Source organism: Pseudomonas pichavaramensis, from assembly GCF_050473265.1.
GTDB lineage: Bacteria > Pseudomonadota > Gammaproteobacteria > Pseudomonadales > Pseudomonadaceae > Aquipseudomonas.
On record NZ_JBJKFJ010000025.1, the window covers coordinates 21,386 to 27,810 of the forward strand.

Annotated in this window: 6 protein-coding genes; 3 read left to right on the forward strand and 3 right to left on the reverse strand. The window is 61.3% G+C overall.

Features of this window, described 5'->3' with window-relative positions:
* Positions 1-103 precede the first annotated feature (103 nt).
* Positions 104-976, forward strand: coding sequence for a DUF6685 family protein (locus ACJRW5_RS24625; protein WP_484573102.1), 873 nt, complete (start codon positions 104-106; stop codon positions 974-976).
* A gap of 10 nt (positions 977-986) precedes the next feature.
* On the opposite strand, the gene recX is transcribed toward ACJRW5_RS24625, so the two are convergent.
* From recX to ACJRW5_RS24640, 3 genes are all read right to left on the reverse strand, one after another.
* Positions 987-1,448, reverse strand: a complete 462-nt coding sequence (gene recX, locus ACJRW5_RS24630; RefSeq protein WP_484573103.1) for a recombination regulator RecX — start codon at positions 1,446-1,448, stop codon at positions 987-989.
* 9 nt (positions 1,449-1,457) lie between these two features.
* Positions 1,458-2,501, reverse strand: a complete 1,044-nt coding sequence (recA, locus tag ACJRW5_RS24635; protein ID WP_484573104.1) for a recombinase RecA — start codon at positions 2,499-2,501, stop codon at positions 1,458-1,460.
* A gap of 85 nt (positions 2,502-2,586) precedes the next feature.
* On the reverse strand, positions 2,587-3,087 hold the full coding sequence (locus tag ACJRW5_RS24640; protein WP_484573105.1) for a CinA family protein: 501 nt from the start codon (positions 3,085-3,087) through the stop codon (positions 2,587-2,589).
* A 184-nt stretch (positions 3,088-3,271) separates the two neighbouring features.
* On the opposite strand from ACJRW5_RS24640, the gene mutS reads away from it, so the two are divergent.
* Both mutS and fdxA read left to right on the forward strand, forming a co-directional pair.
* Positions 3,272-5,839, forward strand: a complete 2,568-nt coding sequence (mutS, locus tag ACJRW5_RS24645) for a DNA mismatch repair protein MutS (RefSeq protein WP_484573106.1) — start codon at positions 3,272-3,274, stop codon at positions 5,837-5,839.
* 139 nt (positions 5,840-5,978) lie between these two features.
* Positions 5,979-6,302 (forward strand): ferredoxin FdxA, encoded by a 324-nt coding sequence (fdxA, locus tag ACJRW5_RS24650; protein ID WP_037053831.1) that lies wholly within the window; start codon positions 5,979-5,981, stop codon positions 6,300-6,302.
* The last annotated feature ends 123 nt before the right edge of the window (positions 6,303-6,425 follow it).

A 6,425-nucleotide genomic window follows, 5' to 3' on the forward strand; every position in this document is an offset into this window, starting at 1 on the left:
CCTACGCAGCCACAGGCGCTCAAACGCCACGCTACGCTGTATGGGCAATAGCCACCTGTGTCTGCCACACTGCTGTAGACGCGTCAGGAGCGACCTCTCGGCCATGAGCCTGCCCGAACCATCTACTCTCGGTAGCCGCTTGACCGCCCTGGCACAACGTCTGGGGCTGGTAGGTCGCGGCTCCCGGCAGATATTTGCCAAAGCGAGCGCATTGCGCCTGCCGTTCAAAGCGCTCCTCCCTGCTACAGACAGCATTTGCTGGCATGAAGGACCACAGCTGCAACAGCTGCTCAACCTCCCTCGCGGCGCCCTCTCCGGACCGGTACAAGAGGACAAGGCACTGGCCCATTCAGCGCTGACCCAAGTGGTGGAAGCGCATACGCAGCAAGTTCAGTCATTCGACCTCCGCCTGGTCGATGGTTTTGCCTGTACAACGCCCACGCCTGGCTTCAGCACCTTCGAAGATTACGCAGCAAGCGAGCATTGCAAACAGGTTCGCATCATCAGCTACAAAGACTTCCTCAAAGCCATGAGCCAGCCATTGCCTCGGTTCATGAGCGGAGAGCCAGTCGACCTACTGCAGGCCAACTGGCGGGCGCGTACGTTCTGGGCAGGTGAAATACAGGGAGAAGCCTTCGCCAGCGCGATCGCCTACGCGCGCCGAAGAGGCCTGGAAGTGTTGCTACCGGCCAACCTGACTCGCTACCGCTTGCACGAACCAGGTCTGGACAACCTGCAAAGCCGCTATCACGTGCTCGCCATGCCTGAAGAAGCCTGGAGTGATCCGAGCTTCATGGGCTTGTTACTGGACAACGGCATCCCCTACGCGCGACTTTCTCTGCTGAAGAAAGCCGGAAGACCGGAATTTCTGCTACTGCCCAAAGAGCATCAGGACGCCACCGCATTGGGTGAAGGGCTACGCTTGGCCGGCGCCCCGAACGTCCTGGACTACCTGCGCCAATTGGCAATCGAATAAACGCAGCTGTCTATTCATCAGCGCCGCGGAGCAGGCGTCCGATCATATCCAGCGGGTAACCGCGATAGGCAAGAAAACGACCTTGCTTGGCGCGCTCGCGAGCATCTGCTGGAAGCCGACCTGCGAACTTGCGCTGCCAGGTTTCACGTAGCGACTCGAACCAGTCAATAGCACTTTCACGCAGGGCATGCTCGACGTCACTGCGCTCAAGCCCTCGCTGCCCCAGCTCTTCGCGGATACGCTGCGGCCCATACCCAGCGCGCGCCCGGTAGGCAACGAAGCTTTCCAGGTAGCGCGCTTCCGACAGCAGGCCCTCTTCAGACAAACGCAGCAGGGCCGCTTCTATCAGTTCGTCCGGAGCGCCCCGTTTGCGCAGCTTACGCGTCAGTTCGACACGCCCATGTTCACGCCGGGCTAGCAAATCCATGGCCGCTCGCCTGACAGCGAGCGGGTTGTCCAGAATAGCGGCCATGCTTGCGGCTTAGAAGTCGACTTCTGCGTCCGCCAGATCATCAGCGGAGGCTTTGGCCGGAGCAGTGCTGAGCAGCAATTTCTGGCGAATCAGCCCTTCGATCTCGCGAGCCACTTCCTTGTTGTCCTCCAGGTACTTGGCCGCATTGGCCTTGCCCTGGCCAATCTTGTTGCCTTGGTAGCTGTACCAGGCACCCGATTTTTCCACCAGCCCCTGCTGCACGCCGAGATCGATGATCTCGCCGTTACGGTAGATACCCTTGCCATAGAGAATCTGGAACTCGGCCTGACGGAACGGCGGAGCGACCTTGTTCTTGACGATCTTCACTCGGGTTTCGCTGCCGACAACCTCTTCGCCTTCCTTCACCGCGCCAGTGCGACGGATGTCCAGACGAACCGAAGAATAGAACTTCAGTGCGTTACCACCGGTAGTCGTCTCTGGGCTACCGAACATGACACCGATCTTCATACGAATCTGGTTGATGAAGATCACCAGGCAGTTGGCGTTCTTGATGTTACCGGTGATTTTGCGCAGCGCCTGGCTCATCAGACGAGCCTGCAGACCGACGTGCATGTCGCCCATCTCGCCCTCGATTTCCGCCTTGGGCACCAGCGCCGCGACGGAGTCGACGATGATCACGTCGATGGCATTGGAGCGCACCAGCATGTCGGTAATTTCCAGCGCCTGCTCGCCAGTATCGGGCTGCGACACCAGCAGATCATCGACGTTGACACCCAGCTTGCCGGCGTAATCCGGATCCAGCGCATGCTCGGCGTCGACGAAGGCGCAGGTCGCGCCCAGCTTCTGCGCTTCGGCAATCACCGAGAGGGTCAGCGTGGTCTTACCGGAGGACTCCGGACCGTAGATTTCGACGATACGGCCTTTTGGCAGACCGCCAATGCCCAGCGCGATATCCAACCCCAGAGAGCCGGTGGAAATGGCCGGGATCGCCTGGCGCTCATGATCGCCCATGCGCATGACCGCGCCCTTGCCAAACTGCTTCTCGATCTGGCCCAGGGCAGCCGCCAAGGCACGCTTCTTGTTCTCGTCCATTCTATCCTCGCATGTTCAAGAGGGCCGGCAGGCCACCAACAACTGTATAAGTAGCCAGTATTATTCCACAGGGCAAGTCGTGCGCCTACCCCGGGAATGGATTTTCCTCGGTCAACAGGCTGATAAGCCCCGCCAGCGCGGCCTCGACCGTTTGTCGGCGCACCTGCTCACGGTCGCCGGTGAATTGTTTGCGCACACTGCAAAGCCGCTCACCGTCACCCCAGGCCAGCCATACCGTTCCCACGGGTTTCTCTGCCGAACCACCACCGGGGCCAGCCACACCACTGACAGCAACCGCATAACGCGCTCCGCTGTGCCCTTGCGCGCCTCGTACCATGGCTTCAACAACCTCTTGGCTGACAGCCCCGACACTGTCGAACAGCTCGGCGCATACATCCAGCTGCTTGGTTTTCTGCGCGTTGGAATAGGTTACGTAGCCGGCCTCGAACCAGAGCGAACTACCGGGGACACGGGTGATCGCTTCGGCGATTCCGCCTCCCGTACAGGACTCTGCAGTGCTGACCTGGGCGTCTCGCGCCTTCAGCGCCTCGCCAAGCTGTTCGGCCAGTTGAGTGATTCTATCCACGCCCGCCTCCTCCTGAATGAGCAGCCACCCTACACATCTTGAGCAGAGAGTGGAAACCGCACTCGCAAGCCATTTCGCCACCCTGCAGCAGTGGCCGATCTCGCCTACGATTCGGGGTCCACGTGACTGGCGAAGTATGGGAAACTTGCCCGTTTCGTCACACCCACCGAACGTAAGGCCCGGCATGACCGATCTCTCCGCCCATACCCCGATGATGCAGCAATATTGGAAGCTGAAGAACCAGCACCCGGACCAGCTGATGTTCTATCGCATGGGTGACTTCTACGAGATTTTCTACGAAGACGCGAAGAAAGCCGCCAAGTTGCTCGACATCACCCTGACCGCGCGCGGTCAGTCGGCCGGCCAGTCGATTCCAATGTGCGGCATTCCCTTCCACTCGGTCGAGGGCTACCTGGCCAAGCTGGTCAAGCTGGGCGAGTCGGTGGTGATCTGCGAACAGATCGGTGACCCGGCCACCAGCAAGGGGCCGGTGGAGCGTCAGGTGGTACGCATCATCACCCCCGGCACCATCAGCGACGAAGCGCTGCTCGACGAGCATCGCGACAACCTCCTGGCCGCCGTGCTCGGCGATGAGCGCCTGTTCGGCCTGGCCGTACTCGACATCACCAGCGGCCGCTTCACCGTGCAGGAAATCCAGGGCTGGGAAAATCTGCTCGCCGAACTGGAGCGCCTGAACCCCGCCGAGCTGCTGATCCCCGATGACTGGCCACAGGGCCTGCCAGCTGAGAAGCGCAAAGGCTCACGGCGCCGCGCCCCCTGGGATTTCGACCGCGACAGCGCCTTCAAGAGTCTGTGCCAGCAATTCGCGACCCAGGACCTGAAAGGCTTTGGCTGCGAGAATCTGACTCTGGCCATCGGCGCCGCGGGCTGCCTGCTGGCGTATGCCAAGGAAACCCAACGTACTGCCCTGCCCCATCTGCGTAGCCTGCGCCACGAGCGCCTGGACGACACCGTGATCCTCGACGGTGCCAGCCGCCGCAATCTGGAGTTGGACATCAACCTCTCCGGCGGCCGCGATAACACCCTGCAATCGGTGATGGACCGCTGCCAGACCGCCATGGCCAGCCGCCTGCTGGGTCGTTGGCTGAACCGCCCGCTACGCGATCGCGCGGTATTGGAAGCACGCCAGAACGCCATCGCCTGCCTGCTCGATGGCTATCGCTTCGAAACCCTGCAGCCGCAACTCAAGGAAATCGGCGATCTGGAGCGCATCCTCGCCCGTATCGGCCTACGTAACGCCCGCCCCCGTGACCTCGCTCGCCTGCGTGATGCCCTTGCCGCACTGCCCGAGCTACAGCAGGCGATGGCGACGCTGGACACGCAGCACCTGCAACAACTGGCTACCACCATCGCCACTTACCCAGAGCTGGCCGACCTGCTGGCCCGCGCCATCATCGACAATCCGCCGGCGGTCATCCGTGACGGCGGCGTGCTGAAGACTGGCTACGACGCCGAGCTGGACGAACTGCAGGCGATGAGCGAGAACGCCGGTCAGTTCCTCATGGATCTGGAAGCGCGCGAGAAAGCCCGCACCGGCCTAGCCAACCTCAAAGTAGGCTACAACCGTGTACACGGCTACTTCATCGAACTGCCGACCAAGCAGGCCGAGTCGGCCCCGGCCGACTATATCCGCCGGCAGACGCTCAAGGGCGCCGAGCGCTTTATCACCCCCGAGCTGAAGGAGTTCGAGGACAAGGCGCTGTCGGCCAAGAGCCGTGCACTGGCGCGCGAAAAGATGCTCTACGACGAACTGCTGGAGCGCCTGATCGGCCACCTGGCACCACTGCAGGACAGCGCTGCAGCCCTCGCCGAGCTGGACGTACTGAGCAACCTGGCCGAGCGTGCGCTGAATCTCGACCTGAACCGCCCGCGCTTCGTCGACGAACCCTGCATGCGTATCGACCAGGGCCGTCACCCTGTGGTCGAACAGGTTCTGAGCACGCCCTTCGTAGCCAACGATCTCGACCTCGACAACGAACGCCGCATGCTGGTGATCACCGGGCCGAACATGGGCGGTAAATCCACCTACATGCGTCAGACCGCACTGATCGTTCTGCTGGCCCACATCGGCAGCTTCGTTCCCGCCGCCGCCTGCGAACTATCGCTGGTCGACCGCATCTTCACCCGCATCGGCTCCAGCGATGACCTGGCCGGTGGCCGCTCCACCTTCATGGTGGAAATGAGCGAAACCGCCAACATCCTGCATAACGCCAGCGAGCGCAGCCTGGTGCTGATGGACGAGGTCGGCCGAGGCACCAGCACCTTCGACGGCCTGTCGCTGGCCTGGTCGGCAGCTGAGCACCTGGCTCATCTGCGCGCATTCACCCTGTTCGCCACCCATTACTTCGAGCTGACTGTACTGCCCGAAAGCGAGCCGGTGGTCGCCAACGTGCATCTCTCGGCCACCGAGCACAACGAGCGTATTGTCTTTCTCCACCACGTCCAGCCGGGGCCTGCGAGCCAAAGCTATGGCTTGGCCGTCGCACAGCTGGCGGGTGTACCAGGCACGGTAATCAGCCGTGCCCGTGAGCATCTGGCCCGCCTGGAAGCGACCAGCCTGCCGCATGATTTACCTCGCCAGGAACCCGGACAGCCTCAAGCTCCGATGCAAAGCGACCTGTTCGCCAGCGTACCGCACCCCTTGCTGGAACAATTGCACAAGATCAACCCGGATGATCTGACTCCACGCAAGGCGTTGGAGTTGTTATATGCATGGAAGACGCAGGTCTAACGCTTAATACAACAAACTGCTAGAATCGCGCGCAATTTTACGACCGCCCGGTTTACAGCCTGAGCCGCGGCCCCAGACAGAGCGCCTGACAGCCCTTCACAGAAAGGACCCAGGCCGCCGCCCGAGGAGAGAATCAGACATGACCTTCGTCGTCACCGACAACTGCATCAAATGCAAATACACCGACTGCGTGGAAGTCTGCCCGGTGGATTGTTTCTACGAGGGCCCGAACTTCCTGGTGATTCATCCGGACGAGTGCATTGACTGCGCGCTGTGCGAGCCGGAATGCCCGGCCCAAGCCATCTTCTCGGAAGACGAAGTGCCGGAAGATCAGCAGGAATTCATTGAGCTGAACGCTGACCTGGCCGAAGTCTGGCCGAACATCACCGAGAAGAAAGACGCCCTGGCGGACGCCGAAGAATGGGATGGCGTGAAGGACAAGCTGCAGCACCTCGAGCGCTGAGTCGCCCGAAAACACAAAGACCCGCCAAGTGCGGGTCTTTTACTTTCTGCTGCGCTGCGAACAGCTCGCAGAATACCGGCGACAGCCAACAAGAAGAGCTGCACAAACTCCAGGCAAAAAAAG

What these genes read in the sequence shown, in the direction of transcription:
- ACJRW5_RS24625 (WP_484573102.1), top strand. Translation starts at nt 104, where the DNA reads ATGAGCCTGCCCGAACCATCTACTCTCGGTAGCCGCTTGACCGCCCTG.
- recX (WP_484573103.1), bottom strand. Translation starts at nt 1,448, where the DNA reads ATGGCCGCTATTCTGGACAACCCGCTCGCTGTCAGGCGAGCGGCCATG.
- recA (WP_484573104.1), bottom strand. Translation starts at nt 2,501, where the DNA reads ATGGACGAGAACAAGAAGCGTGCCTTGGCGGCTGCCCTGGGCCAGATC.
- mutS (WP_484573106.1), top strand. Translation starts at nt 3,272, where the DNA reads ATGACCGATCTCTCCGCCCATACCCCGATGATGCAGCAATATTGGAAG.
- fdxA (WP_037053831.1), top strand. Translation starts at nt 5,979, where the DNA reads ATGACCTTCGTCGTCACCGACAACTGCATCAAATGCAAATACACCGAC.